Raw genomic sequence first — 25,980 nt, forward strand, 5'->3', positions numbered from 1 at the left:
AGATTTTTCGTAACACTCTGCCTTGTGGTCGCCGCTGCACCGGCGCTGGCCGGCGAGACCTTGCGCATCGGCCTGCAGACGACCGGCACGTTTGCCTGGCAACTCGACGTGATCCGCCGCCACCACCTTGCCGATCGCGCTGGCCTCGATTTGAAAATCAGCGCATACGCTTCGCCAGATGCCGGCAAGCTCGCGCTCAATAGCGGCTCGGTCGATCTCGCCGTCGTCGATTGGCTCTGGGTTGCGCGAGCGCGCGCGCTCGGCGCCAAATGGCTGTTCTATCCCTATTCCAGCGCGGCCGGCGCCATTATGGTGAAAAGCGAATCGCCGGTACGGAAGATCGACGATCTCAGGGGTCGGGTTCTCGCCATTGCGGGCGGTCCGCTCGACAAAAGCTGGCTTATTGTCCAGGCGGCGGCGCTCCGCCGGGGCATCGATCTCAAGCGCGAGGCGACCCTCGCATACGGTGCCCCGCCGCTGATTTTTCAGAAATTAGAGCAGGGCGAAGCCGAAGCGAGCCTCAATTTCTGGAATTTCTGCGCCAGGCTCGAGGCAAGAGGCTATCGGAGGATCCTCGATGTGCGTGATGCGGAAGTGGCCCTCGGGCTGCAACAGCCGGTGGGCCTCATCGGCTACACGTTTTCTGAGGAATTCGCCGCGAGCCACAGGAGCATGATTGATCGCTTCATCGCGATTAGCGAACAGGCCGATGACATCATGCTGCGATCCGACGGGGAATGGGAAGCCCTTCGCCCGCTGATGAACGCAGAGGATGAACCGACGTTCAAGGCATATCGTGATCAGACCAGAGCGGGAATTCCGAGACGGCCGATCGCCGAGGAGGAAGCGGACGCCCGCAGGCTTTTCAAGGCCCTGGCGAGCATCGGAGGCCCGGAGCTCGTGGGTCCTTCGCAAGAACTTGATCCAGGTCTCTATTACCAGCCTGCTCCGAACGGAAACTGAGTGTTACCGAGAATCTATTCGCTGGCCGCTCTGATCGCCATTTGGGCCCTTGCAGCGGCATTGGCTCAATCACGTCTGTTGCCGGGCCCGCTCGCGATTGGGACGACAATCCTCGCCGACCTTCGTTCCGGCGAGCTGCCGTACCAGATCGGCTGCACGCTCGCGCGCGTGATCGTCGCGTTCGCGATCGCGATGGTGCTGGGCATTATCGCAGGTTATGCGATGGGCCGCTCGAGAACGATCGATCGATACGCCGATCCGTGGCTCGTCGTGCTTCTCAACATGCCGGCGCTGGTGACGATCATCTTTGCCTATATCTGGATCGGCCTCAACGAGACCGCCGCGATCCTGGCGGTAGCAGCCAACAAGCTGCCCAATGTGGTCGTCTTCATGCGCGAGGGCGCCCGCGCGCTCGATCCCGACTTCGACGAGATGGCGAAGGCCTTCAAATTCACCTGGTTTTCCAGAATTCGTCATGTCGTGATACCGCAGCTCGCGCCATTTCTGGCGGCAAGCTCGCGCTCCGGTCTGTCGATCATCTGGAAGATCGTTCTGGTGGTCGAGTTGATCGGGCGCCCGAATGGCGTGGGCTTCGTCCTGGGTTCGGCATTCTCGTTGTTCGACATGGCCAAAATACTAAGCTATGCGATCTCCTTCATCGCACTTATGCTGGTGATCGAAAGTCTTTTGGTGCAACCGCTTGAACGACGCGCAATTCGCTGGCGACGCCAACCCGCTTGAGCTCCGCATCGATGCGAAGAGCTTTCTGTCGGCGGATGGCACGCCGGTGGAAGTCGTCCGCGGCCTCGACCTTCGGCTCGAAGCGGGGTCGTTCGGGGCGCTGATCGGCCCTTCCGGATGCGGCAAGACCACGATCCTTAGAATCGCAGCCGGGCTCGATCCGGATTTCCGCGGCGTGGTTTGTGCACCGGGATCCGGGCGTCTGGGCATGGTATTTCAGGAGCCCCGCCTGCTGCCTTGGCGAACGGTCGAGGAGAACATCCGGCTTGCGCTGCCGGCAGGCAAGGCCGCCGCCGATCTGACGGAACTGGTCGAGATCCTTGGCCTCGGTTCCCACCTGGCACGATATCCCGGCGAGTTGTCATTGGGGCTTGCACGCCGCACCGCCATTGCCCGGGCATTTGCGGTGCGGCCGGATTTTCTGCTGCTGGACGAACCTTTTGTGTCGCTGGATGAAACGGTCGCCGCAAGACTGCGCAACGAGCTTGTGGCGCTGACGACGCGGACAAAAGTGACGACCTTATTTGTGACCCACGATCTGGCCGAAGCCATCCAGCTGGCGGATCGCCTGTTTTTTCTGTCCGACCGCCCTGCGCACATTATCGCCGAAAGGACGCTGCCGCCGCCCCGGGGAGCGCGCAGCAGCGACGTCATTGCGTCGATCGCTGCTGAAATGCGGCTGTTGGTGTCGCAGGCGACGGCCGATGCCAAACGAGGTTGTTAGGTCATACCAGCCGACTCTCGATGGCGAAGCGCACCAGTTCGGAGGAAGAGCGCAAACCGAGCTTCTGGCGCATGATGGAAGACGTATTGGCGATCGTCTTGTAGGACGCATTGATCAGCCAGGCGATCTCGGAAAGGCTCTTGCCGGCGCCCAAGAGACGCAGGATCTCGATCTCGCGCTGCGTCAATTTCGCAAGACGGCTTTCGGCCAATCCCGGCCCGGCAAAGGCGATGCTTTGTGCGATGGCGGACGGCAAAAATACCCCGCCGTCGCCCACCTTGCGAATGGCTTCGAGGAGATCGCCGGGGTCACCAGACTTGGAGACATAGCCTTTGGCGCCGATCTCGATGGCGCGCGCCGCAAAGATCGGATCGTCGTTCATGCTGAACATGATGATGCGGGCGGTTGCATCGCGCGCCAGGATTCGCCGCGCCAGTTCAAAGCCCGAAACACCCGGCAAATTGATGTCGAGAACGCAGACATCGGGACGCTCAGTGATAAAAGCCCCCTCGCCGCTTTCGGCATCCGCCGCTTCCAGAATCGTCACATCGGGATCGCCGGCCAAGAGCGCGCGGCAGCCCGAGGCAACGATGGGATGATCGTCAACGATCAGGATGCGCATTGATCTCGATCCGAGGCGCTCGCAGTTAAGCATTTGTAGACCAGTTTGCAGCGCAACACGAACGGCCCCGGCCAAATGGCCGCAGGGTGCGGATGTTGACCGTTTGCCTCCACCACCTTCGGACGATGCCTTTCCGGAAGAAGTGCAGTACCGTTCAATTAGATAATCAGTGTTTTTGGCTGTCAACGTTTTGCAACTCTGCAACCGGATGCAGCCGCCGAAGTGGAGCCTGGCAATGTGGCAGAAGCTCTCTTTGCGCGCACGGCTGAACACGCTTTTGGCGCTCGTGATGGTGCTCGGTCTGGTCGTCAACATCGCACGGCTGCTGCTGGAGGCAGGCCCGCGGGTGGCGGCCGAAGATCAAAGCGTGATCAGGCTGGCGCGCGGTTTTGTCGAGACTTCGGTGTCGGATCTCAACGACGCGCCAGATCCCGAAGCAAGGCTCGACCAGATAGTCGCGGGCCTGAAGCAATTGCGCCATGTCAGTATCGCGCGCGAGCCTCATCCGGCCGCCGGCAGCGCGCCCGCGGCCTCAGCGTCGCCCAGCGACCCGGCCGAGCCGCGGCAGGTTCCCGAATGGTTTCTGAGCGTCATTCACCCGGAACAGACAACGGTGCGCGTTCCGATTGCCGTGAATGGGCGGTCGCTGGGGTCGCTGGTCATTACCTCGCACCCGACCGACGAAATAGCCGAGATCTGGGACGGCATCGTCACCCAGATTGGAATCGGCTCCGCGATCGCGTTAGCGCTCTTTCTCATCACGATGACCGTCGTCAACCGCGCGCTGGAGCCAATAAAATCGCTCGCGGATGCGATGGGCTCAATCGAGGCGGGCCGCTATGATACCCGTGTCACGCCCAGCGGCTCGCCTGAGCTCGCCGCGATCTGCCGAAAACTGAACGATCTGGCATCCGTGCTGCAAACAACCGTCGAGGACAAGCAACGCCTCGCCGAGCGGGTGGTTTCGTTGCAGGACGTCGAGCGCAAGGAGATCGCGCGCGACCTGCACGACGAGTTTGGCCCCTATCTGTTTGCGCTCCGCGCGCACACCACCTCGCTGACGCGATTGGCAGATAGCCCTGAGCCCGATCTTGGCGCTTTGCGCCGGCACATCGGCGCCATGTTCGATCAGGTCAATGCGCTGCAGCGATTCAACCGGCGCGTCCTGGAGCGACTGCGGCCCGTGGGCCTTGCGGAACTTGGCCTTACCGATGCGCTCGAGGCGCTGTTGCGGCTTTGGCGCGAAACCTATCCCGGTGTCGTAATTCAAACCTCGATCTCGCCATCGCTCGGCGCCCGCGGCGAGACGGCGGAATTGACGATCTATCGCATCATTCAGGAAGCCCTGACCAACGTGTTCCGCCACGCCCGCGCGACAGAGGTCGATATCACGATCGCGCCGGCGGCACCCCGCCGAACGGGAACCGCCGAAACGGAAGCCATCATGGTGAGCGTCCGCGACAACGGCGCTGGCCTTCCGGCCGATCACAAACAGGGCTTCGGAATGCTTGGCATGCGCGAGCGGGTCTTGGCATTGGGCGGCACGATGACGGTTGCGTCGACAAATCGTGGCGTCACCGTGGAGGCGCTGGTTCCCTGCGGGCTCCAGCCATCCCCAATATTTCAACCAACGTGAGTCAAAACCAGCCGATCGGGATTTTTTCCCGATGGCGCGACCTAATTTTCCCGATGTCGATCGCCTGTCGATATCCTAGCATTCCTGACCTGGAGACTTTAAGAAAAGCCAAAGCGGAATGCGATGCGGCGGATACGCGCTCGATCCCTGTTTATCGTGCCGGCATCGATATGCCTGTTTTCCGGGAATGATATCGCGCGCGCCGAGGATCCGCCCGGCGCGGTGCAGGCATTGCCGCCCATCGTGGTCACGGGAACCAAGACTGGCGTTAAGCGCGGCCAGACGACAGGCGCCACCCGCATCGCCCGGACCGTGCCGAGGCTCGTGGTCTACCCGACCACGCCGTTATCGGGCCCAGGCTCCGGTATCGATCCCGAAAAGGTGCCGGCCAGCGTCAACGTCGTCGACGCCAATCAGATCAAGCAGGCCGGCTCGCTGAACGTCAGCGATGCCCTGCAAAAATACGTGCCGGGTATCGTCGTCAATGAAGTTTCCGGCAATCCATTCCAGCCGAACGTGCAATTTCGCGGCTTCGTCGCTTCGCCTGTGGCCGGCACCCCGCAGGGGCTTGCGGTCTACCAGAACGGCGTGCGCATCAACGAAGCGTTCGGCGACACCGTCAACTGGGATTTGATTCCGACCGCGGCGATAAAATCGGTCACGGTGGTGACCAATAATCCAGCCTTCGGCTTGAACGCGCTGGGCGGCGCCATCGACATGCAGATGAAAGACGGCTTTGCCTATCAGGGCGCCGAAATCGACACGATGGGCGGCTCGTTCGGGCGCATCCAAAGCTCGGCGCAGTGGGGAAAACAGGTCGATCATTTTGCCGTCTACGGCGCGCTCGAGGGATTGCACGATGACGGATTTCGCAATTTCTCGCCCTCGGATGTTCGCCGCTTTTACGGTGATGTCGGCTACCGGAACGATGGAAACGAATTTCATCTCAACATGGGCGCCGCCGATAACAGGTTCGGCGCGACCGCAACGGCGCCGGTCGAGCTGCTTCAGCAATTTTGGGGCGCGACCTTCACCACGCCGCAAATCACCAACAACCGCGTTGGCTATGTCAATCTCACCGGGAAAGTCGAGGCCACGCCGAGCTGGACGATCGAAGGTGTTGCGCATTTGCGGGTTTTCGACCAGAAGACCGAGGATGGCAACCCGACCGGAACTCAGCCCTGCACCACCGATCCGACGCTGCTCTGCTTTGGCAACGGCAGCACGCCGGCAAATGGCCTGAATGGGGCCCAGCTCGCTAATCCCTTCGATCCGAGCGCCACACTGGGAGAGATCGACCGAACGACGACGCGATCGACGACGACGGGCGCGTCGTTGCAAGCCACAAATACCGATCAATTGTTCGGTCACGGCAACCATTTCACGGTCGGAACAAGTTTCGATTCCAGCGTGACGCACTTCTCGGCCCTCCCGGAACTGGGCACGATTGGTCCGAATTTCGTCGTCAGCGGTAGTGGAATATTTCTCGGCCAATCCGGCAATCCGGTTTCGATCGGCCCGGTGGCGCTTCGCACCACCAATCAATATAGCGGGCTTTATGCGCTCGATACGTTCGACGTCACCAACGCGTTCTCGATCACCGGCGGCGGCCGCTTCAACCTCGCTGATATCAAGCTCGAAGACCAGATCGGCAGCGCGTTAAACGGCAATGCCAGCTATACCCGCTTCAATCCGCTGATTGGCGGCACCTATAAGATCACCCAGGGCGTTTCGGCCTATGCCGGCTATTCCGAAGCCAACCGCGCGCCAACCCCGCTGGAACTCGGTTGCGCCGATCCCGCCCGTCCCTGCATCGTCGCCGCATTCCTGGTCTCCGATCCGCCGCTGAAACAAGTCGTGTCCCGCACCGTGGAAGCTGGCCTGCGCGGCAGCAGTGAAGTGAACATCGGCACGCTCGGGTGGAAGCTCGGGGTATTCCGCGCGGATAATACCGACGACATCCTCGCCATTCCCAGCCCAGTGCTGCAGGGATTCGGTTATTTTCAGAACGTCGGTTCGACGCGCCGGCAGGGGATCGAGGCCGAAGTCAATCTCAAATCGAGCGCCCTGCAGCTATACGCCAGCTACGCCCTCGTCGACGCCCGATTCCTTGATGCTCTGCAGGTCGGCTCCAACAGCCCCTTCGCAGATGCCAACGGCCACGTCCAGATCGTTCCCGGCGATCGAATCCCCGCCATCCCGCGAAACCGGGTCAAGGCCGGCATCGATTATTCGATCACCGATGCGTTCAAGATCGGAGGCGACGCCCTGTTCGTCAGCAGTCAATATTTTGTCGGCGACGAATCCAATCAGGCGCCGAGGCTGCCGTCCTATGCGGTTTTCAACCTCCACGCCTCGTACCAGATCGACAAGACGATGCATATCTACGCGCGTGCGGACAATATCTTTGATAATCGCTACGCGACCTACGGAACATTCTTCAATACCGGCACGGTTCCGAATTTCGCCAATGGCGGCGCGCCCTTCACCGACCCGCGCTCGATCAGCCCGGCGCGGCCGCGCGCGCTCTATGTCGGCCTGAAGGCCACGTTCTGAAGGATGCCCTGCTCAGCCGGCGGGACCATTGCGGCGGGCGAGGAAGCCGCGGGCGGGATCGTAGGCCAGGATCGCGCCAAACAGAAACGCCAGCGTGCAACCGAGCACCACGCCGAGCGACACCCAGGCCACCTGCCCATAGAGCGCAAAGCGGATCAGCTCAACCGCATGCGTGAAGGGATTGAGCTCGCAGACATAATACAGCAGCAGGCTGGATTCCTTGATCCGCCACAGCGGATACAGCGCCGACGATGCAAAGAACATCGGAAAGATCACAAAATTCATCACGCCGGCAAAATTCTCGAGCTGCTTGATCAGCGACGAAATCAGCATGCCCAATGCCCCCAGCATGAATCCGCTTAGCAGCAGTGCCGGCAGCAGCGCCAGATAGCCGAGCGGCGGCGCCTCGATATCCCAGAACCAGGCGATCAGCAGGAAGGCGTAGGCTTGCAGAACGGATACCAGCGTGCCCGCCAAAAGCTTCGATGTGAGCAGCCACCAGCGCGGGAACGGGCTGACAAGCAGCGTGCGCATTCCCCCGGTTTCACGGTCATAGACCATCGTCAGTGATGATTGCATGCCGTTGAAAAGCTGGATCATCGCGATCAGGCCGGGCGCGATATAGACTTCGTAGAGCACGTAAGTCTCGTAGGGCGGAATGATGGAGACGCCGAGCACCTGCCGAAATCCGGCGGCAAAAATGAAGAGCCAGACCAGCGGGCGCACCAGCGCGGAGACAAAGCGTTCGCGCTGATGGATGAAGCGCAACGCCTCGCGCCAGACGATGCCCTTGAGGCAGATGAAATACTGCGAAAGCGTAAAACCTTGGTGGTCCGTTGCATCGACCGTGACCGTCATCCCGCCGGCTCCCGTTCTTCCTGGTCGGCGGCCCCGGTCAGCCGGTTGAATGCGTCGCGCAAGTCGCTAGCTCCGGACTTACCGACGACCTCGCCGAGCCCGCCATGCGCAAGGATGTTGCCCTTGTGCAGGACCACCACATCGTCGCCGGCGCCGGCTTCGTCGATGAGATGCGTCGCCCACAGCACGCCAATGCCCTCCACCATCGAAAGCCTGCGAACGTGGTCGAGAATGTCGGCGCGCGCCTTGATATCGAGGCCGACGGTGGGTTCGTCGAGCAGCAGCAAACGGGGCTGGTGCAGCAGCGCCCGGGCAATCTCGATGCGGCGCATCTGACCTATTGAAAGATTTCCGACCCGATCCAGCGCGCGATCGGTCATGGCCACGCGATCCAGGACTTGCGCGATCAATTCCTTGGCTCGCTTGCTGGCGATACCGTGCAGCGCAGCATGGTACATCAGGTTCTGTCGCACCGAGATGTCGATATCGAGCGCGCGGGACTGAAACACGACGCCCAATTTGCTCAGGGCCGCACCCGGATCGCGCGCGACATCGTGCCCGAAAATGCGGATTTGACCCGATCTTATCGCATAGAGACGTGTAATCAGCGAAAACAGCGTCGACTTCCCGGCGCCATTCAATCCCAACAGGACGTTAAAGGACGACGGCCTGACAGTGAGGCTGACATTATTCAATGCGACCCGCGCACCGTAGCGATGGCTGACGCGATCGATCTCAAGCGCGGGCACTTGCGCAAGCGGGAATGGCTTCATTACCACTCCCGAACGCGCCTTGCCCATCCGCAAGCTAGCACATCGGAACCCCATACGTCGCGCAATCCACCGCCGATGAAATGCGTCATGCTTGGTATTTCCGACACGCAGGTCTTGAGGTTCATGTTCGCGATTTAGCCTACCGCGTTGTGTGCAGCAAGCTTCGGCGACGCTAGCTTGACCCGGATTCCCGATCCTGACAAAAATTATTCATGCTGGCGAAATTCAGTGCTGTACCTTGTGTTGCAGCGCACCGAACGTTCGGCATGTAAAACGCGCCGCTAGAGAATGTTCACGATGGCCTGCCTGCGCATCTTGTTCCGATCAAGCGCTTTGTTGGCGATCTCAATCGCGGCCGCGAGCCCGCGCGCCATGGCCGAAGATCTCAATGACTATCCAACCGCGGCGCGCGCGGACTATGTTTTCGGCTGCATGAAGGCCAACGGCGAAACTCAGGAACTTTTGCAAAAATGTTCCTGCTCGATCGACGTCATTGCCTCGATCATCCCTTACGACCGTTACGTGACCACCGAGACTGTTCTCTCGATGTCCCAGGTCACGGGTCCGGTCGGTTCCGAGTTTCGATCGACCGAGCAAGCCAAGCAGGCGCTGCAGGAATTCCGCCGGGCCCAAGCGGAGGCAGAAGTTCGCTGCTTTTGAACGAACTCCCTTCGGATTCCGCCGCTACAGCAGCGATTTTTCGATCGACCATTCGTCCTTGAAGCGATTCTTGCTGGTATCGACGGCTTCGGCGCGGAAACTGGCGGCGCCATTGGGCTGGTAGTTGAAACGGATATTGGGATCCTCCGAGATCGCGATCCCGCCGTCCATCGCCACCACGAGATCGTCGCCCTGCCATATCCTGAGATTGTCGATAAAGAACGGCGGCACGTAAAGCCGCGTCAATTGATCCATCTGCAGGCCCGAATTCTGCGGATGACGCAGCATGATCTGGGCCTCCGGCAGCGCGGCGCCCTCGACGCGGAAGCTGCGGAACTTCATCTGACCCAGCATCGCCTTGGTCGCGTCGCTATTCGATGCAGCCGGCGCGGAGCACCCGCCGGACGCTTTCACATAAGCCTTGACGCCATAGAGCTGGCCATCGCTGAGTTCGGCAATCGCGCGCACATAGGAATAGGAATCGACCCGGACCCGGGTTGAAATCGAGGTGACGCCGGACCGTGGACCGATGGTAAACGTCCCGGCGACGGGCGCGGGGTTTTCGTCGATGACAAGCGTCAGCGATTGCAGCGTCCGCTTTTCGTCACCGGGAAGGTTGACGCGCATGCCGATCGGCACGATCGCGGCATCCTCGGCGCGCCGCGGCGCATCGAGGATCACGAGCCCCGAACCATCGAGGATCGGACGATTTTTGAAAATGTCGCCCTTGATGCTGTTCCAGGTATCTTCCGCGGGCTGCTCAGCCTGGGCGCGCGCCGCTGGCGGCCCCGCAAAATAAGGCCCTGCAAAATAAGACCCTGAAAGACAAACCGTGGCGATCAGAGCCGGCACGGTCACTCTGGAGAGAATCGACATGGTCGACCTCCATTTCCGCAATGAAGCGCCGGTCAACCTATCTGAAACACGCTCGAGCAACAAGCCGCGCTTGCCGTTGTCGGAGATTCGGTGGCGTCACTCCCATTCGAGCTCCCCGAAGGCGGCAATGACGTTGCGCGAACTGTATTCGTCGAACAGCTCCCAGCGCGACTGTTCGCTTCGTCCGGCCTCTTTGGCTGCCTTGGTAAGGGGTATCCCTTGCGCGATGAGGCCGCGCACTTCGGCAGCGAGGCTTTCGAAGTAGCGGCGTTCGTCCTCGACCGCACCGCGCCAATCGCTGACGACCGGACCATGCCCGGGAACAACGCGTTCAATGGGCATGCGCCGGAGCTCCTCGAGGTCGGCGAGGAAGCCGCGAATGCTGCCGTCGAGCACCGGCAGGTGCCCGACGAACAGGAGATCGCCGGCAAACAGCGTAGAACTTTGGCCGTCGAGGACCGTCAGGTCGTTGTCGGTATGCGCCGGCTGCCAGGCCTTTAGGCTCAATAGACGGCCGCCGAGATCGATCTGCATGTCGTTATCGACGAGCAGCGTGGGCGGCACAATCCTCACCTCGTCGATGAGTGCATCGCCGAGCAACCGACGAAACGCCTTTAAATAAAATTCTCCGCGTGCCACCAGCGCGCGCGGCAAGTTCCTGTGCCCCACGAAAATGGTCCCTTCGCTTGCGAATGCGGCGTTGCCAAACAAATGATCGGGATGAACATGGGTATTGATGACATAGCGAACCGGCTTTGACGTCACGGCGCGGATCGCCGCAAGCAGGCGCGCTCCTTCGCGCACGCTGCCGCCGGAATCAATCACGGCCACCGTATCGCCGCCGACAACAAAACCGACATTGGCGGTGTCACCCTGATTGGCCTCGCTCATCATCTCGATATTGCCGATGTGAGCGTAGACGCCGGGCGCGACCTCCGAGACGGATAACGGCGTGACCGCCGCTTGCGGCTGCGCATTGCCATCGCGCGGAGGCAACATCAAACCAAGAATCGCGCCAAGGACGATGCCCACGAAACGCAATGCCCACCTCACGCGCCCATCGGGGTGGGCACGGCAAAGCACCGAGCAAAACAAAGTGCTTCGGCAAATCGTCAGTTTATTGCCTCCCACAATTCACAACGAAGCTCGCGGTTCCCACATGGTCTGAAAAATTTCTACGCGCATCGCGGTGCAGTGCAAGAGCGCCGAAAAAATCGGACATCGACGCTGTCGCATTTCATAACTTGCGTATGCTTGCAGAGTTACATAAGCTTTTTCTTCTTCTGAAACCAAGGTGAAGCGTGCTTCCTGATTCACAGATGTGAAACGATTCACAGGACTGTGACAGGTGCCGGAAGAATTCATCCAAAAGAGGGCGGCCGACGTCCCGCGGAGAATCTGATCCAAGGAGCGTCAGCCACCCTCGGCAAAAACCCAGGGAGGAAGCGAATGAACAAAATCTTAATCGCTACGACTTCGATCTTCGGCCTATTGGCCGTGCAAGGCTTTCCCGCGCGCGCCGATCAGGACTTGGACAATCGAGCCAAGGATCCCAAACAATGGGTTATGCAACAAGGCGATAACGCCAACACGCGCTATTCCAAGCTCAATCAGATCAATTCATCCAACGCCAACAAGCTGCAGGTAGCCTGGACGTTCTCGACCGGCGTGCTGCGCGGTCACGAAGGCGGACCGCTCGTGGTTGGCGACGTGATGTACGTGCACGCGCCGTTTCCAAATACGGTCTATGCGCTCGACCTGAACCATGAAGGCAAGATTCTCTGGAAGTATGAACCGCGGCAAGATCCCAACGTCATCCCGATCATGTGCTGCGACACCGTCAATCGCGGCGTCGCCTACGCGGATGGCAAGATATTCCTGCATCAGGCCGATACGACTCTCGTCGCGCTCGATGCCAAGACCGGACAAAAGGTCTGGTCGGTGATGGATGGCGAAGCCGGCAAGGGACAGTCCGGCACGGACGCTCCGTTCGTATTCAAGGACAAGGTTCTCGTCGGTATTTCCGGCGGCGAATTCGGCGTGCGCGGCTGGGTCAGCGCCTACAACATCAAGGACGGCAAGCTTGCCTGGCGCGGCTTTTCGGAAGGGCCGGACTCCGACACGCTGATCGATCCCGTCAAGACGACGGCGCTCGGCAAGCCGGTCGGGCCTAATTCGTCGACCTCCACCTGGCAGGGCGACCAGTGGAAGATCGGCGGCGGCGCCACATGGGGTTGGTATTCCTACGATCCCGAATTGAACCTCGTCTATTACGGTTCGGGCAACCCCTCGACCTGGAATCCGGTGCAACGCCCCGGCGATAACAGGTGGTCGATGTCGATCTGGGCACGCGACCTCGATAGCGGCGCCGTCAAATGGATCTACCAGATGACGCCGCACGACGAATGGGACTTCGACGGCGTCAACGAGATGATCCTGACCGATCAGACCGTCGGCGGCACGCCGCGGAAGCTCCTCACCCATTTCGACCGAAACGGTTTCGGTTACACGCTTGACCGGACCAACGGCGAATTGCTGGTCGCGGAAAAATTCGATCCGGTGGTGAACTGGGCAACCAAGGTCGACATGGACAAGTCGTCCAAGACCTACGGTCGTCCGCTGGTCGTCGACGCCTATTCGACGCAGCACAACGGCGAAGACTCTAACTCCAAGGGGATTTGCCCGGCGGCGCTTGGCACCAAGGACGAACAGCCTGCGGCCTATAGCCCCGACACGCAGTTGTTCTACGTGCCGACAAACCATGTCTGCATGGACTATGAACCCTACAAGGTATCCTACACTGCCGGTCAGGCCTATGTCGGCGCGGCGGTGGCGATGTATCCGCCCAAGGGCGAGACCAACATGGGCAACTTCATCGCCTGGGACGGCAAGACCGGCAAGATCGTGTGGTCCAACAAGGAGGAATTCTCCGCCTGGGGCGGCGCGTTGGCGACCGCCGGCAATGTCGTGTTCTACGGCACGCTTGAGGGTTACTTGAAGGCCGTCGATGCCAAGACCGGGAAGGAACTCTACAAGTTCAAGACCCCGTCCGGCATCATCGGCAACGTCATGACCTATGAGCACGGCGGCAAGCAATACGTTGCCGTGCTTTCCGGCGTCGGCGGTTGGGCCGGCATCGGCTTGGCGGCCGGTCTGCTTCAGCCTGAAAACGCCGCCGCCTGGCATGGCGCGGTCGATCAGGGCAAGTTGCCGCCCAAAGAGAAGACTGTCGATACCGCGGGCCTTGGTGCTGTCGGTGGCTATGCGGGTCTTGCGTCCTATACCTCGCTCGGCGGGACGTTGACCGTGTTTGCTCTGCCAAGCAACTAAGGCCGACGCCACGGCTGGGTGACAATGAATTCGGCGCGCCGCCGCTTGCGTTGCGGCGCGCCGATTTTTTTGCCCAACCACCATCTCCCAAAATTGTGTGAGGACAGTTTACGTGAGCATCAATCAGTGGAAATTCGTGCTCGTCCTGTTGGCGGGCGTGTCGGCGAGTACTTTGGCGAGCGGCGTCGCATGCGCCGACGGATCGGGCGATCCGGCGGTGGCTTCCTCCGACGACGGCAAGTACGCGGACAAGGACGGCAGTCCGACCTACAAGGTCGGTGAGGACGGGGTTGTCGACTGGTACACTTATTCCGGCTTTCGTCGCTATCATTCCGACTGCCATGTCTGTCATGGCCCGAATGGCGAGGGATCAAGCTATGCGCCGGCGCTGGCCGATTCGTTGAAGACGCTGAGCTACGTCGACTTCAACAATATCGTGACCAATGGCCGCAAGAACGTGGACGCCGCCAATGACAAGGTGATGCCGGCGTTCGCGGACAACGTCAACGTGATGTGCTTCCTCGACGACATCTACGTGTATTTGCGAGCCCGCGCCAACAACGCCATTCCGGGTGGCCGTCCTCCGAAGCACGAGGACAAGCCCGAGGCAGCGAAGGCGGCCGAAACCAGCTGTACGGGCATCAAATGAGTTCGGGACGCAGCAAAACATCGGCGACGCCGACACCTCATATTTCGAGGTGGCCGGCAATCATTCTGAAAGGCGTGACCGCCGTGCTGGCATGCGCCCTTGTCGGTTTGCAATCCGGCAGGGCCGCGGCCCAGGCCAGCGATCCCGGGTCGCTCGAGCTTGTCGATCCCAACGTCTTCCGCGCCTGCGGCGATCCGCGCAATCTGCCGTTCTCCAATGAGAAAGGCGAAGGGTTTGAAAACAAGCTCGCCGAACTCTTTGCCGCCAAGCTCGGCAAGAAACTCAGCTACACCTACGTCCCGCAGGCAACCGGTTTCGTCCGGATGACGCTGGGCTCGTACCGTTGCGATATCATCATGGGATTTCCGCAAGGCGACGATCAGGCGCAAGTAACGATCCCCTACTACCGGACCACCTATGCCTTGATCGCAAAACGCGGAAGCGGCCTGGAAGACGTCACCGCTATCGATGATCCAAAGCTGAGGGATAAGCGAATCGGCATTGTCGCGAGGACGCCGCCGACCACGAACATGGCGATCAACGGCCTCTTGGCCCACGCAAAATCCTACCCGCTTTTCATCGACACCCGCGCGGACTCCTCGGCGCAGGCGATGATCGACGATCTCGCCCGAGGCGATATTGATTGCGGCATATTATGGGGGCCGATGGCGGGCTATTACGCCAGCCGGGCCGACCCGCCCTTGTTGGTCGTGCCCTTGACCAAGGAAACCACGGGACCGCCGATGATTTTTCGCATCGGCATGGCGGTGCGCCCGGCGGACCAGGAGTGGAAACGTGCGATCAACAAGCTGATCACGGAAAATCAGGCGGAGATCAACAGACTGCTGATCAGCTACCACATCCCAATCCTCGACGAGGCCAACGTGCCGATCACGGCCGAGACGCTTTCGAAGCGGCCATGATCGCAACCGCCATCCGCTTCGCGTTCGCTGCAATGGTCATTGCTGCCGCTGAGGCTTTGGCAGCCGACGTGCCCGAGCCGGATGCCTATCGCCTCGACAACTACCGTGCGCCGACACCCGCAACACTGCGCGGCGCCAGTGTCATCGGGACGGACGAAGCGGAGGAGATCTGGCGCAGCCATACGGCTTCCTTTGTCGACGTGATGCCGAGGCCGCCGCGACCGCGGGAGCTACCCGCCGGAACGATTTGGCATGACAAGCCACGAGCCAATATTCCCGGCAGCATTTGGCTACCTGACACCGGCTACGGCGAACTCGCGCCGAGCATGGCTGACTATTTCGCGAAAGGCCTGGAAAAGGCGACCAATGGCGATCGCGCCAGAAGGCTGGTCATATATTGCCTGGAGAATTGCTGGATGTCGTGGAATGCCGCCAAGCGCGCGCTGGCGCTCGGCTATTCCGACGTCGCGTGGTACCCTGAAGGGACCGACGGCTGGTTTGCCGCGCTGCTTCCGCTGGAAGATGCCACGCCGGAACCGCGTCCGGGCGAATAGACCGATCCATCGGCGCCACGCTCAAGACTCTCATTTCGCCGGCGCATCGGCGCTCAAGACGTCCTGTATCGCTCTTCCCAAGTCGAACAGCCGCTTCTCGATCAGGACGGGCACGTCGCAGACATAGGTGGTCGATTTCCGCCGGTCCTCGAAAATACGGGTCTGCCACGACAGTTGCGTGGCGAGCGCCTCGCTCGAGGTTTGATCGGCGTCGGGCTTGTCCTGCAATTCCCTTATCTTCTGGGTTTTGTCGCGGATGTCCTCGGCCATGGCCTTCTGTTTGCGTGAAAAGCGTTCGATCCCGCTCATGACCTGGTCGCGCCGCGCGTTGAGCGTCGAATACAACGCGACGAACAGCGATTTTGCCTTCTGCTGCTTCACCTCGGGCGTTCCGGTTACATAGTCGGCGATCAATTTGCGCGCGTCGTCCATGGAGGTACGGCGCGCGGCCAGACGCGCGACGAGTTCCGCATCCTTGGCGTCGACGGGCTTATCCTTGTCAATTGCCTCGATCGGGGGACCGCTCCAGACACTCGCGATCGAAATCTCCGGAACCTTCAATTGCTGGCAAGGCCAATCCGGATAGCGGGGGTCGAGCGCAAGTGCCGGCTGCGTCGCGCACATCGTCAGCGCTACCGCGACGCAGCACAAAAAAATACGCGTCGAAAGAGCCACGCCGCCTCCCTGGAGTCCTGTATTCGTCTTTTTCGCAGGCCCGCCGATGCTTGTCGAAACGAGATCGCTGATGCAGGCCTATCGAAAATATATTCGGTATGCTGTGGTCCCCGCAAATCAAATTCGGTCGGGTTTACGATGCACCCTGCCCCGGAAGTCTTGCGCATGCTCACGCCCTTTGTCGCGTGGCTTTACGGTTGCCTGACGTCCGCGCTGCCGATCACTCCGGTGTATGCCGATGCCGCCGGCGCTCCCATGATCGAGCCTTCAAGCTTGCCGCGCATCGGCAGCGTCGACCAGCGCTTCCAGTCCTACAACATCGAAATGGTCGAAGTCACCGGCGGAAGATTTTGGAAGCCCTATCGATCGGAAGGCGGCGCTCGGCCGGCGCCTTCCCCGCGATCGGGATCGGACACGCCAGCGAGCATGCATTCGAATTTATATCAATACCGGCCGCCGATTGATCTCACCAACGCGCGCTTACGAAAGCTCGCGACGGCGCTGGCGCCTGCCTACCTGCGGGTCAGCGGCACCTGGGCCAACAGCACTTACTTTGCCGATCAGGACAACGCGCCGTCGTCGCCTCCCGCCGGATTCAAAAGCATCCTGACGCATCAGCAGTGGCAAGGCGTGGTCAATTTCGCGCAAGCGGTCGACGCGCGGATCGTGACCTCGTTCGCGATAAGCGCTGGCACCCGTGACGCCGTCGGCGTCTGGCAGACGGATCAGGCCAATCGTGTTCTTGCTTTTACACGCTCGGTCGGAGGCCGCATCGCCGCCGCTGAATTCATGAACGAACCTGATCTCGCCGAGATGGGCGGCGCTCCATCTGGCTATGACGCTGCCGCCTATGGAAGGGATTTTGCAATTTTTCGCGCGTTCATGAGGCGGACTGCGCCTGAGACCATGATCCTGGGCCCCGGCACGGTCGGCGACCCCACGCTCGCCTCCGACCTGCTCGCCGCATCCGATCCCAGCGTCGATGTGTTCTCCTATCACTATTATGGCACGTTGTCGGAGCGGTGCAGCGGCAACAGCGCTCCGGAGGCTGCGCTTTCCGAACCATGGCTTTCGGGGACGGATCGGGCCCTGAGTTTTCACAAAACGCTTCGCAACAAATTTGCACCCGGCAAGCCGATCTGGCTCACCGAAACCGCGGAGGCCGCGTGCGGCGGAAACAAGTGGGCCGCAAGCTTCCTGGATACGTTCCGGTATCTCGATCAGCTCGGGCGGCTTGCCAAGGCCGGCGTTCAAGTCGTGATGCACAACACGCTCGCGGCAAGCGATTACGGCTTGCTCGACGAGAGGACGCTGCAGCCGAGGCCGAATTATTGGGGCGCGTGGCTCTGGCGACAATTGATGGGACCCACGGTGCTCGACGCAGGTCCGTCCAGCCCATCCGGACTTCACGTCTACGCCCATTGTCAAAGTGGCACGCCGGGCGGCGTGGCGCTTCTCGTGATCAACACCGACCGCGATGCACCGCATACGCTCATGCTTCCGATCCCGTCGCGGCGTTACACGCTGGACGCCGCTAGTCTCTTGGACGAGCGCGTCAGGCTAAATGGCCGCGCCCTGGCGCTTGAGACGGGTGATGAATTGCCGACGATCGCAGGCGCTCCAACGGACGCCAGTACCCTGGTGTTCGAGCCGACCACAATTACTTTTCTGGCCGTTCCAGAGGCCGGAAATCGGGCGTGTCGATAACAGTCGTTGCCGCCGAGCTCGGCGCGGCATTTTTTTCTGCTGAAATCCCTCTTGTCCCTGGTCTAGGATTGCCGCTGCAGCAGCCTCATGGCTGAAATAACAAACGTCCCCGGGAGCGACCGCCTTGCATCGCCACACTGCGTTTCTATGCTCGATTACGATCGCGGTGCTGAGCGCAGCACCCGATGCGCGCGCCGCGGACCCCGACCGGTGCCAGGGACTATCCCGCCGGCATGAAATTGCAAAGCCGCAAGTTTCGGCGATGGAAGTGTCGTTGACGCTGTTTTCGGCGGTCGACGGCAATTGCCTCGACCTGACGACAAAACTGCTCGATGAGGGCGCATCCCTCGACGCGCGGGACCGGCTTGGCGCCCGGCCTCTGAGCCATGCCGCGAAGTCCGGCCATCCCAGGATGGTCGAGCTGCTGCTGGCGCGCGGCGCGCCGATCGATGCCCGCAATCTCGACGGTGCCACCGCGCTGTATTTTGCCGCCGAAGGCAGCCATATCCTGATCGCGCAACGGCTGATCGAACGCGGCGCCGACGTCAATCTCACCGGACCGAGCGCGATCTCCCCGATCGCGGCCGCCGCCTATGCCGGCAATGACTTGATCGTCGAGGCGTTGCTTGCCCATGGCGCCGATTCGCGAACACCCGACGACACCGGAAAGACGCCGCTCATCTATGCGGCGGCGAGCGCCAGGCTCGATATCGTGAAGCGATTGCTGGCACAAAATATCGATGTCAACGCGCGCTATCGCAATGATTTGACGCTATTGATGTGGGCATCGGGTCCGGATGATCAAGTTCCCGAAGCGCAGGCGATCAAGGTTGTTGCTTATCTCGTGGACGCCGGCGCACATATCGACGACCGCGATGACCGCGGCCGCACCGCGCTGATGATCGCGGCCGAAGGCGGCCATGCTGACATCGCCGATCTTTTGCTCGCGAAAGGCGCCGATCCCTCTCTGAAGGACAAAACGGGAAAACGCGCCGCGGATCTGACGGTATTGTCCTCGCTGCGCGAGCGGCTGATGCCGCCGTAGAGCGGGATGCGCTAAGACTGCGCGTGCGCAAACTCGTTTCCTTCTCCCCTTGTGGGAGAAGGTGGCCGTAGGCGGCCTTCGGCCGCCGTTCTTTTTAATTAGGACGCCGATGCTTTGCATCGGCTATGCGAAGTCCGTGACGGATGAGGGGTCTGCATCCGCGGAGAGAACCCCTCACCCGCCTTCGCGGAGTTTATCATCGGGCGGCGCTTCGCGCCGACCCGTTGGCGAAGCCACCCTCTCCCACAAGGGGAGAGGGTACAGCCGTCGACTAATCTCACCTGCTAAGTACTCACAGGCCCGCCAGATATTCCGCCAGCGGCGCAAGGTCCTCAGGCGAGGTGGCGAGCATCAGGTCGGACATGCCCGGATTATTGCCGCGCGCGCGGGTGCGGAAATCGTCCATGGTCTTGGTCAGGTATTCCTTGCTCATGCCTGCGAGCCTAGGGATCGTGCCGTCACCCTGAAAGTGATCGAGATGGCAGCCCGTGCAACCCACCGAGCGGTTGGCGTTCAGCGCCTTCTCGGCCATTTCCTTCGGCGCGCGAGGCTGGCCCAGATCGGGCCACGGCTTCTTCGAAAAATAATCCGCGATATCGAGCATGTCCTGTCGCTCCAGGGAGGAGGCGATCGGCTGCATGATGTCGTTCTTGCGATCGCCGCGCTTGAAATCACGCAGCTCGATATAGAGGTAGCCCGCTTGCTGCCCCCAGATGATCGGTGTGGTCTTGTCGACCGGTTTGCCGGACGCGCCATGGCAGCCGGCGCAGACTTGCGTCTTTTCTTCGATGCTTTGGGCGTAGAGCGGCGTTACGCCGACGTTCAACAGTGCCGCCAAAGCGACGGCGCCGAAACTGCACGATCCCAACCTGCCGCTCATTGATCCGATCCAGTGAAGAAACCTGACAATAAAAGAAGCGGGACCGCAAACGGGTCCCGCTTCACGCTTGGACAATCGCAGATACCGCTTAGATCATGATCCGATTAGATTGATCACGCTCTAGTCAAGCGAAAACGCGATGATGTTGTTGCCGCGGTGGAAGTCGATCTGGGTGTTACCGCCCGCTCCCACCACGATATATTGCTTGCCGCCCACCATGTAGCTCGAGGGTGGCGCGTTGACGCCGGCGCCGGCACGAAAACTCCACAATTCCTTGCCGTTGGACGAATTGTAAGCCGCGAACTTGCCGTTGCCTTCACCCGTAAAAACAAGACCGCCGGCGGTTGCCAGAATGCCGCCGATCATCGGCTCGGGTGTCTTCACCTGCCATTTGATCTTGCCGGTGTTGTAGTTGACGGCGGTGATGTTGCCCGCCTGGGCCTCGCCTGGGATCACCTTGAAGGCGCCGCCAAGCCACAGCTTGCCGTTCGGATAGGGCGAGTTCTCGACAAAGTAGTTCATCGGCTGATGCAGGTTGATGGCGTAGGCAAGCTCCTGTCCGGGGTCGGTGGCGATCGGCGACCATTCGACGCCGCCGTTCGCCCCCGGAAGCATGCGGGCGCCTTCCTTGGTGGGAAGGGTCCACATGTTCTCCTGCGGCACCATGGCGTCGGAGAAACGGATCAGGCTGCAATCCTTGCGGTCGTGAACATAGATGTGGCCGGTCTTTCCGGCATGGATCAGGCCCGGGATGGTCTTGCCGTCCTTGCCCTTCACATCCAAGAGCACCGGCGGGCTTGCCGCATCGAGGTCCCAGACGTCGTGGGCGATGTACTGGAAGTGGCAGAGGTATTTGCCGGTATCGAGATCAAGCGCGACCAGCGAGTTCGTATAAAGATTGTCGCCGGGCCGGATCGAGCCATCGAGATCGGGCGAAGGATTGCCGACGACGAAATAGATCCGGTTGGTTGCAAGATCGATGGCAGGATTCTGCCATACGCCGCCGCCCAATTTCTTGTAGGGATCGCCGATCTTGGCGAGCTGATCCTTTTCGGCCTGGATATTGCGGTGCATGTCGCGGCCGGTGGCGTCCTTGGTCGCCCAGACGCCTACGCTATTCTCCGGGATGGTATTGAACGACCAAATCAGTTTTCCGGTTTTGGCGTCGTAGGCCCGCATGAAGCCGCGGATGCCGTACTCGCCGCCGTTGGTGCCGATCAGAACCTTGTCCTTGATGACGGTCGGCGCCATCGTCTCGCTGTAGCCGAGCTCCGGATCAGCAATGTCGGTGGACCAGACGACATCGCCGGTCTTGGCATTGAGGGCGACCAGTTTGGAGTCGAGGGTGGCCAGGTAGACGCGGTCGCCGAGCACCTGGACGCCGCGATTGTTGGGGCCGCAGCAGTAGGTCGTTATCGGTCCCATCTTGTGATTATAGTGCCACAGCTGAGCGCCGGTCTTGGCGTCGAGCGCATAGACATGGCTGAACGACGTCGTCACGAACATCACGCCATCGACGACAATGGGCGACGTCTCCAGCGATTCCTTGACGTCGGTCTGGAAGATCCACGCCACGTGCAGGTGTTTTACGCTGTTGCGGTCGATCTGCTTGGCCGGATAAAACCGTGTCTGGGCGTAATTGCCGTTGGTCAAAAGAAAATTAGTTGAGTTCTTGTCCGCCGAGTTGAGCTGCTGTTGAGTGACCGGAGAAACCATCGCCTGGCCCGACGCCGCCTTGGTCTCCTGCTTGGTTTCCTGTGCGCTGACAGGGCCTGTGAGCAAGCCCGCCACAGCGAACACAGCGGCGCATCCAATAGAAAATCTATGCATGTTTCCGCCCCAATTTTTATTGTTGAATCTAACCGGCACGTTGCACGCCGGACATTTCAAATCTGAACCGACTAGGTTGGTTTGACAAGGAGAAACGGCGCCGGCGAGGTTCGCAGATGTTGCCGTGGCCGGACATTTTGTGATCGGCAGATCGGCGCGCCTCGCAATGTCAGGTTTCACCGACTGAGCGCCTGCAGCAGGCGTCAAGCCGTCTGGATTGCGGGCCCAGAAGCGCGAGTTTCGCGCGTAACATCATTCGCTTGGGAGGCTGTTGCAGTGCATTTATGATTTCGGAGGCAGTCTGAATTTCGCACTGCCGCATCACGCGAGTCTGCTTGCCGAGAAATGATGAAGCACTTGAAAGCGTGATCGCCGCACACCGGCGCCGAAAAATCGCGCGCAATTCTCAATCAGCGAATTCGTGACTTGTTCGTCGCTGGGCGCGATCTTACGATTGCAGCTGCGGGGCTCCAGAGGCCTGAAGACAACGCGACAATGCCCCGGCCAACTCCGAATACGCCAGCGGTTGACGGACCACTTCGAAAATTCCAGAAGATGCCAGCCTTTGAGCGTCCAGATCCCGCGCTGAAGGTGTCGCCAGAATGATCGGCAGGTCAGGCGCAATATCATGCAACGCGGTTGCGAAATCGAGCGCAGCGGCGGCGCCGCGCGGGTGGCTTACGAGCGCCGCGTCAAAACGGGTTTTCACGGCATAGGCTTGCGCGGCCTCAGCAAGCTCGGTGAAGCCGACCGGCTCATAGCCGAGAGCCGCCAGAACCTCCTCATACCGCAGCAAGCGCTCGCGTTCCGCTTCAAGCACCAGCACGGTTTCGCCAGCGCCACGACCGGCCACGCCTGGCGAATGTTGAATGGATATCGGCTCATTGGACGAGACCGATGGAAGCCAGATATCGAACCGCGTTCCAACTCCGGGAGTGCTCGCTACCGTAACAGCCCCGTCGTGTTCCTCAACGATTTCACGAACCGTCGCAAGCCCGAGGCCGTTGCCGTCGGGACGCGTCGTAAAGAACGGCTCGAAAATCCGCTCCAGCGTCGCTTCGTCCATGCCACGCCCCGGATCCGAGATCGACAGGATCGCGAAGCGACCAGGGCCGATATCGATACGCCCGACCCGCAACGCCTCTGTTACCTCCCGCACTTCAATCAGAATCTTGATGTCGCCCGGCCCATCCATGGCTTGTGCAGCGTTGTTGCAAAGATTCAGGATGACCTGCTGTAATTGCGCGGGTTCGGCCGATACGACCGCCGCTTCGGACGTCTCCTTCACCCTGATCCCGACCTGGGAAGGTAGCGACGCAGCCAGCAACCCCTTGGTTTCCGCAACCAAGGCCTTGAGACAGACATGCTCCCGCCTGCCCTCGCCGCTTCGCCCGAATGTAAGAATCTGATCGACGAGTTGGCGTGCCCGCTCGCCGGCGCGACGAATTTCGGTGAGGTTGGCTGCCGGCTGCCGGTCTGAGCTGACCGGGGCATCGGCCATTTCCGTATAACCGAGGATGGCGCCTACGATGTTGTTGAAGTTATGGGCGATCCCGCTCGCAAAGTTGCCAATGGTCTCCATCCGGCGGGCCTGTTGCAGGTTCGCTTCCAGACGCTCCTTCTCCCGCTCGAGAAAGACCCTGCCGACCGCTTGGCCGATCGCATCGAACGCCATGCGAAACAGTGAGACTTCAGCCGATGGGATAAGGGCTCCTGCGCGCAGTGCATCGAAGCCGAGAATCGCAGGGGTTCTCTTCTGACATATGTTTGAGATACACAGCCAGCCTTGAACGCCGGCGCCGGCAAGTAAAGTCATCGTGTCATCAGGATGCGCCGGCCTGACCTTTGGAATTTGAATCACACAGTCCTCACCCCGACCAAAACGCGGAGCAAGCTGCAGCGCACGCTCGGGCCAGCCTGGCGGAAATTCCGCTCCTTGGCGCGACCATCGATAGATTTGCTTCGCCTCGCCGGCCACCACGAAATAGGCGCGATCCGCGCCGACGCATCCGGCCAGTCTTTCGAGCGCACTGCCGACATGCTCGGCGATCTCATGGTGCTGTGAATTGATGAATCGCGTCGAGATGCCGGCGATCACGTGCTCGAACGCGGCGCGCCGACGCAAGGCCACCGCCCGCGCCCGCAATTGCAGCCCAAGATAGATGAGGGCAGCGAGCAGCATCAGCGACGCCGAGTAAAGCAGAACTCTGTATTGCCGCGCCTTCGCGCGCTCCGCAAGCTGACGTTCCATGATCAACGAACGAACGATGTCCTGCTCGCGCGTGCTCGCCGCGGCGGTCAGCTCCTTCAGCGCGGCATCGGTCGCCGGCAGCAGATCATGCAATATTCCGCCATGCGCGATTGCCGCCTGGACAGAATCGGCATCGCTGGGCGGGCTTTGCAGACCCGCAAGCTGCTCCAGGCGATTCTTGACCTCGTGCACCGCAGCGGGCGACGTATCGAGCGTGAGGTGCAGCATGGCAGATGAGAGCGAGCTGGCGGCAGCAACCAGCGGCCGGTCGTACGAACCTGCAAGACGCGCGCTGAACATTCCAAAATAGGCGAAAGAGTTCCGCAGCAATGCATTCCTGCTCTTGAACTTCTCAACGAGGTCGCGCTGCCGGTCGGCGCGTTCAGCCAAGACATCAATTGCAGCGCGTAGTTCTGAATCCGTGGCCGCTGCTTCTCGCAATCGATCAAGCGAGCCGGCGTAGGCATCCGTCAGGTGTGCCAACGCATCGTAGTTTCGTGACAGACCGGCGCGCGCGGTCAACACCTCCCGGTTCAATCCTCGCTCGAGTCTAGAAAACTCGTCAAGCGCTTGAAGCTCACGATCGTAGCGAGCGTAATTCGGATATAACCCGCTCAGCAGCAGCCAGGTGAGTAGCAGGATAAAGAACGCGCCGACGATAGCGATAGACGTTATCCTCATGGCGACGCTCCGACAGGCGAGCCGCGGTATTTTCCAGTCAGGGTCTGGAGATAGGCAACGATCGCGTTCACCTGCTGGTCTGTCAGTGTTGAATTCAGTTGAGCAAGGCCCATTTTCCGGACAGCCTCATCGAGGGTCTGCGCGCTGCCGTCGTGAAAATAGGGCGGCGTTGTCGCGACATTTCGCAGGCTCGGCACCCGTAGAATTTCGGGCTTCGGCGACGCCAACGGATGGAAAATTCCATGTCGCTCGAAAAGATTGCCACCGACATTCACGCCCTGGTGACAGGACACGCATCCCAAGGATTTAAATAGCCAATATCCGTTCAGTTCTTCCTTCGACAACGCTGCTGCATCTCCTGTCAACCAACGATCGAATTTGCTGTCAGGTGTTACCAGCGTTCGCTCGAAACTTGTGATCGCGTCCACCATGTTCGCTGCGTCCGGGCCACTGCCATAGGCGGCAGTGAACTCCTTGCGCATGTCGGGATCAGCGGCGAGCTTTGCTACCACCTCGGAAATGCTGATGCCCATGATCTGAGGATTCGCCAGTGCGGCTTGGACATCCGACTCCATGGTCCGGAGTCTTCCCTCCCAACCAAGGCGGAAGTTGAGCGTCGCATTGAATATCGTAGGGGTGTTGAATGGCAGGCTTGAACCATCCAGGCCGATGTCCTGCCGCTTCGTGGTTGCGCCATTGCTGCTGACATCGTGACATGACAAGCAACTTCGCGAATTGTCGCGAGACAAGCGCGGATCGCCGAACAGACGCTCCCCGAGTTTGACCTTCCGTGGGTCGATCGGTGGAGGCTCGGGTATCGGAGTGATGGGTTCTTCGGCGATAGTGCCGACCGATGCGGGTGGCTGGTCGAGCGGCTGCGATGGCGCCGCAGCCAGTTGCAAGCCACAAAGGACCACGACGCCGATCGCGATTGCGCAATATCCGTAGCGGACGAATGCAGCTAGCCCAGGACCAGCGCAATTGCGTAACTCGAGAAGTGTTCTGAACGGCATATTCAGGAAGCTTCGGTCGGAACGGAGATATCC

The 25,980-nt window shown here is 60.6% G+C and carries 22 protein-coding genes; 12 read left to right on the forward strand and 10 right to left on the reverse strand.

Annotation, left to right across the window (positions count from 1 at the left end):
* Window positions 1-60 precede the first annotated feature (60 nt).
* From B5526_RS16620 to B5526_RS16630, 3 genes are read left to right on the forward strand one after another with little or no spacing between them, the layout of a single operon-like run.
* Window positions 61-963 carry an ABC transporter substrate-binding protein gene (locus B5526_RS16620; RefSeq protein ID WP_244562313.1) on the forward strand — a complete coding sequence of 301 codons (903 nt, stop codon included), beginning with the start codon at window positions 61-63 and terminating at the stop codon, window positions 961-963.
* Window positions 964-1,704 carry an ABC transporter permease gene (locus B5526_RS16625; RefSeq protein ID WP_079539617.1) on the forward strand — a complete coding sequence of 247 codons (741 nt, stop codon included), beginning with the start codon at window positions 964-966 and terminating at the stop codon, window positions 1,702-1,704.
* Window positions 1,664-2,428, forward strand: a complete 765-nt coding sequence (locus tag B5526_RS16630; protein WP_079539619.1) for an ABC transporter ATP-binding protein — start codon at window positions 1,664-1,666, stop codon at window positions 2,426-2,428. The genes B5526_RS16625 and B5526_RS16630 overlap by 41 nt, the downstream gene beginning before the upstream one ends.
* 1 nt (window position 2,429) lies before the next feature.
* On the opposite strand, the gene B5526_RS16635 is transcribed toward B5526_RS16630, so the two are convergent.
* The gene (locus tag B5526_RS16635) at window positions 2,430-3,050 is read right to left on the reverse strand and encodes a response regulator transcription factor (RefSeq protein WP_079539622.1); all 621 of its coding nucleotides are present in this window, start codon (window positions 3,048-3,050) and stop codon (window positions 2,430-2,432) included.
* Window positions 3,051-3,285: 235 nt separating this feature from the next.
* On the opposite strand from B5526_RS16635, the gene B5526_RS16640 reads away from it, so the two are divergent.
* Both B5526_RS16640 and B5526_RS16645 read left to right on the forward strand, forming a co-directional pair.
* Complete coding sequence (locus B5526_RS16640) at window positions 3,286-4,686, forward strand: histidine kinase (RefSeq protein ID WP_079545055.1); 1,401 nt, start codon at window positions 3,286-3,288, stop codon at window positions 4,684-4,686.
* A gap of 123 nt (window positions 4,687-4,809) precedes the next feature.
* Complete coding sequence (locus B5526_RS16645) at window positions 4,810-7,242, forward strand: TonB-dependent receptor (protein ID WP_079539624.1); 2,433 nt, start codon at window positions 4,810-4,812, stop codon at window positions 7,240-7,242.
* 12 nt (window positions 7,243-7,254) lie between these two features.
* Here B5526_RS16645 and B5526_RS16650 read toward each other — a convergent pair whose 3' ends face one another.
* Together B5526_RS16650 and B5526_RS16655 are read right to left on the reverse strand one after the other, a co-directional pair.
* On the reverse strand, window positions 7,255-8,100 hold the full coding sequence (locus B5526_RS16650) for an ABC transporter permease (protein WP_079539626.1): 846 nt from the start codon (window positions 8,098-8,100) through the stop codon (window positions 7,255-7,257).
* On the reverse strand, window positions 8,097-8,873 hold the full coding sequence (locus B5526_RS16655; protein ID WP_244562315.1) for an ATP-binding cassette domain-containing protein: 777 nt from the start codon (window positions 8,871-8,873) through the stop codon (window positions 8,097-8,099). Before B5526_RS16655 ends, B5526_RS16650 begins: the two co-directional genes overlap by 4 nt.
* A gap of 297 nt (window positions 8,874-9,170) precedes the next feature.
* On the opposite strand from B5526_RS16655, the gene B5526_RS16660 reads away from it, so the two are divergent.
* Window positions 9,171-9,533, forward strand: coding sequence for a hypothetical protein (locus tag B5526_RS16660; protein ID WP_433994631.1), 363 nt, complete (start codon window positions 9,171-9,173; stop codon window positions 9,531-9,533).
* Between the two features lie 24 nt (window positions 9,534-9,557).
* Here the strand turns inward: B5526_RS16660 and B5526_RS16665 are convergent, their stop codons facing one another.
* Together B5526_RS16665 and B5526_RS16670 are read right to left on the reverse strand one after the other, a co-directional pair.
* Window positions 9,558-10,409, reverse strand: coding sequence for a quinoprotein dehydrogenase-associated SoxYZ-like carrier (locus B5526_RS16665; protein WP_079539632.1), 852 nt, complete (start codon window positions 10,407-10,409; stop codon window positions 9,558-9,560).
* A 96-nt stretch (window positions 10,410-10,505) separates the two neighbouring features.
* Entirely contained in the window at window positions 10,506-11,408 is a 903-nt protein-coding gene (locus B5526_RS16670) for a quinoprotein relay system zinc metallohydrolase 2 (protein ID WP_079545056.1), read from the reverse strand.
* Between the two features lie 450 nt (window positions 11,409-11,858).
* On the opposite strand from B5526_RS16670, the gene B5526_RS16675 reads away from it, so the two are divergent.
* The 4 genes from B5526_RS16675 (at window position 11,859) to B5526_RS16690 (ending at window position 15,865) form a co-directional block, all read left to right on the forward strand.
* Window positions 11,859-13,739, forward strand: a complete 1,881-nt coding sequence (locus B5526_RS16675) for a methanol/ethanol family PQQ-dependent dehydrogenase (protein WP_079539634.1) — start codon at window positions 11,859-11,861, stop codon at window positions 13,737-13,739.
* 172 nt (window positions 13,740-13,911) lie between these two features.
* Window positions 13,912-14,388: a c-type cytochrome, methanol metabolism-related gene (locus tag B5526_RS16680; RefSeq protein WP_244562367.1), complete on the forward strand. Its 477-nt coding sequence runs from the start codon at window positions 13,912-13,914 to the stop codon at window positions 14,386-14,388.
* Entirely contained in the window at window positions 14,385-15,311 is a 927-nt protein-coding gene (locus B5526_RS16685) for a substrate-binding domain-containing protein (RefSeq protein ID WP_079539636.1), read from the forward strand. The genes B5526_RS16680 and B5526_RS16685 overlap by 4 nt, the downstream gene beginning before the upstream one ends.
* Window positions 15,308-15,865, forward strand: a complete 558-nt coding sequence (locus B5526_RS16690; RefSeq protein WP_079539639.1) for a PQQ-dependent catabolism-associated CXXCW motif protein — start codon at window positions 15,308-15,310, stop codon at window positions 15,863-15,865. The genes B5526_RS16685 and B5526_RS16690 overlap by 4 nt, the downstream gene beginning before the upstream one ends.
* 30 nt (window positions 15,866-15,895) lie before the next feature.
* On the opposite strand, the gene B5526_RS16695 is transcribed toward B5526_RS16690, so the two are convergent.
* Window positions 15,896-16,540 carry a hypothetical protein gene (locus B5526_RS16695; RefSeq protein ID WP_244562317.1) on the reverse strand — a complete coding sequence of 215 codons (645 nt, stop codon included), beginning with the start codon at window positions 16,538-16,540 and terminating at the stop codon, window positions 15,896-15,898.
* Between the two features lie 165 nt (window positions 16,541-16,705).
* Here B5526_RS16695 and B5526_RS16700 point away from each other — a divergent pair, with 165 nt between their 5' ends.
* Window positions 16,706-18,247, forward strand: a complete 1,542-nt coding sequence (locus B5526_RS16700) for a hypothetical protein (RefSeq protein WP_079539643.1) — start codon at window positions 16,706-16,708, stop codon at window positions 18,245-18,247.
* 124 nt (window positions 18,248-18,371) lie between these two features.
* Complete coding sequence (locus B5526_RS16705) at window positions 18,372-19,292, forward strand: ankyrin repeat domain-containing protein (RefSeq protein ID WP_154071336.1); 921 nt, start codon at window positions 18,372-18,374, stop codon at window positions 19,290-19,292.
* Between the two features lie 292 nt (window positions 19,293-19,584).
* Here the strand turns inward: B5526_RS16705 and B5526_RS16710 are convergent, their stop codons facing one another.
* The 4 genes from B5526_RS16710 to B5526_RS16725 all read right to left on the reverse strand — a co-directional run bounded on the left by B5526_RS16710 (window position 19,585) and on the right by B5526_RS16725 (window position 25,947).
* Window positions 19,585-20,172 carry a c-type cytochrome gene (locus tag B5526_RS16710; RefSeq protein ID WP_079539648.1) on the reverse strand — a complete coding sequence of 196 codons (588 nt, stop codon included), beginning with the start codon at window positions 20,170-20,172 and terminating at the stop codon, window positions 19,585-19,587.
* Window positions 20,173-20,292: 120 nt separating this feature from the next.
* Complete coding sequence (locus B5526_RS16715; RefSeq protein WP_244562318.1) at window positions 20,293-21,972, reverse strand: pyrroloquinoline quinone-dependent dehydrogenase; 1,680 nt, start codon at window positions 21,970-21,972, stop codon at window positions 20,293-20,295.
* A gap of 478 nt (window positions 21,973-22,450) precedes the next feature.
* Window positions 22,451-24,934 (reverse strand): two-component system VirA-like sensor kinase, encoded by a 2,484-nt coding sequence (locus tag B5526_RS16720; RefSeq protein WP_079539652.1) that lies wholly within the window; start codon window positions 24,932-24,934, stop codon window positions 22,451-22,453.
* On the reverse strand, window positions 24,931-25,947 hold the full coding sequence (locus B5526_RS16725) for a cytochrome-c peroxidase (protein WP_079539654.1): 1,017 nt from the start codon (window positions 25,945-25,947) through the stop codon (window positions 24,931-24,933). The genes B5526_RS16720 and B5526_RS16725 overlap by 4 nt, the downstream gene beginning before the upstream one ends.
* Window positions 25,948-25,980 lie beyond the last annotated feature (33 nt).

The sequence above is a fragment of the Bradyrhizobium lablabi genome, from assembly GCF_900141755.1.
GTDB classification, from domain to species: Bacteria; Pseudomonadota; Alphaproteobacteria; order Rhizobiales; family Xanthobacteraceae; genus Bradyrhizobium; species Bradyrhizobium lablabi_A.

Coding starts and splice junctions, on each gene's coding strand:
- B5526_RS16635 (WP_079539622.1), bottom strand. CDS start 3,050: ATGCGCATCCTGATCGTTGACGATCATCCCATCGTTGCCTCGGGCTGC.
- B5526_RS16640 (WP_079545055.1), top strand. CDS start 3,286: ATGTGGCAGAAGCTCTCTTTGCGCGCACGGCTGAACACGCTTTTGGCG.
- B5526_RS16645 (WP_079539624.1), top strand. CDS start 4,810: ATGCGGCGGATACGCGCTCGATCCCTGTTTATCGTGCCGGCATCGATA.
- B5526_RS16650 (WP_079539626.1), bottom strand. CDS start 8,100: ATGACGGTCACGGTCGATGCAACGGACCACCAAGGTTTTACGCTTTCG.
- B5526_RS16655 (WP_244562315.1), bottom strand. CDS start 8,873: ATGAAGCCATTCCCGCTTGCGCAAGTGCCCGCGCTTGAGATCGATCGC.
- B5526_RS16660 (WP_433994631.1), top strand. CDS start 9,171: ATGGCCTGCCTGCGCATCTTGTTCCGATCAAGCGCTTTGTTGGCGATC.
- B5526_RS16665 (WP_079539632.1), bottom strand. CDS start 10,409: ATGTCGATTCTCTCCAGAGTGACCGTGCCGGCTCTGATCGCCACGGTT.
- B5526_RS16670 (WP_079545056.1), bottom strand. CDS start 11,408: ATGTTGCCTCCGCGCGATGGCAATGCGCAGCCGCAAGCGGCGGTCACG.
- B5526_RS16675 (WP_079539634.1), top strand. CDS start 11,859: ATGAACAAAATCTTAATCGCTACGACTTCGATCTTCGGCCTATTGGCC.
- B5526_RS16685 (WP_079539636.1), top strand. CDS start 14,385: ATGAGTTCGGGACGCAGCAAAACATCGGCGACGCCGACACCTCATATT.
- B5526_RS16690 (WP_079539639.1), top strand. CDS start 15,308: ATGATCGCAACCGCCATCCGCTTCGCGTTCGCTGCAATGGTCATTGCT.
- B5526_RS16700 (WP_079539643.1), top strand. CDS start 16,706: ATGCTCACGCCCTTTGTCGCGTGGCTTTACGGTTGCCTGACGTCCGCG.
- B5526_RS16710 (WP_079539648.1), bottom strand. CDS start 20,172: ATGAGCGGCAGGTTGGGATCGTGCAGTTTCGGCGCCGTCGCTTTGGCG.
- B5526_RS16720 (WP_079539652.1), bottom strand. CDS start 24,934: ATGAGGATAACGTCTATCGCTATCGTCGGCGCGTTCTTTATCCTGCTA.
- B5526_RS16725 (WP_079539654.1), bottom strand. CDS start 25,947: ATGCCGTTCAGAACACTTCTCGAGTTACGCAATTGCGCTGGTCCTGGG.